This window comes from Roseomonas elaeocarpi (assembly GCF_042433915.1).
Lineage (GTDB): Bacteria > Pseudomonadota > Alphaproteobacteria > Acetobacterales > Acetobacteraceae > Roseomonas > Roseomonas elaeocarpi.
The window spans coordinates 1-732 of record NZ_JBHLUN010000034.1 but is presented as its reverse complement, the minus strand read 5'-3'; the positions used below and the strand labels follow the sequence as shown (position 1 = coordinate 732).

At 69.1% G+C, this 732-nt stretch carries 1 protein-coding gene; it reads left to right on the top strand.

Going from position 1 to position 732, the window contains the following annotated elements; translation table 11 throughout:
* Nucleotides 1–25: 25 nt before the first annotated feature.
* A partial coding sequence (locus ACFFGY_RS22395; protein ID WP_377046761.1) for a phage tail tube protein occupies nucleotides 26–732 on the top strand: 707 nt, incomplete at its 3' end.

Below are 732 nucleotides of genomic sequence, written 5' to 3'. Positions count from 1 at the left end.
ACACCATTTTCCGGAGGACAGGCCCATGACGGGCACCACCAGCTATCAGGCCGGCCAGGAAGCCACCTTCGCCCGGCTCGCCTACGTGCAGGAGGCCGCCTGGGGCGTCACCCCGGCGGCGAAGCTGCAGCAGATCCGCTTCACCGGCGAGAGCCTGCGCGGCCAGAAGACCCGCTCGCGCCCGAGCGAGATCAACTCGACCCGCGCCGTTTCCACCGCGGTCACCACCGAGGAGAGCGCCGGTGGCGACATCAGCTTCGGGCTGAGCTACGGCACCTTCGACGATCTGCTGTCGGGCCTGCTGAGCGGCGAGTGGAGCGCCGCCAGCGGTGCCGCCTCGCTGACCAACGGCTCGGTGTTCAAGAGCTTCACGCTGGAGAAGAGCTTCAGCCCCGCGCTCTTCATGCAGTACCCGGGCTCGCAGATCACCGGCGGCAGCATCTCGGTGCAGCGCGGGCAGTTCCTGTCCGGCTCGGTCACCGTGATGTCGAAGCAGGAACTGCAGGCCACCACCAGCCTGTCCACCGGCGGCACATACACCGCGCCGACCACCGGCCGCGTGTTCGATCCGATCGGCGGCATCAAGGAGGTGTTCGTCGACGGTGCGGCGGTTGCGGCCGTGTGCAACAGCGTCTCGCTGAACATCACCAACGACGGGGCCGGCGCCGACTACGGCCTAGGCTCCGCCGCGGCGCAGGGCATGCGCATGGGCGTGTTCGGCTGCTCCGGCTC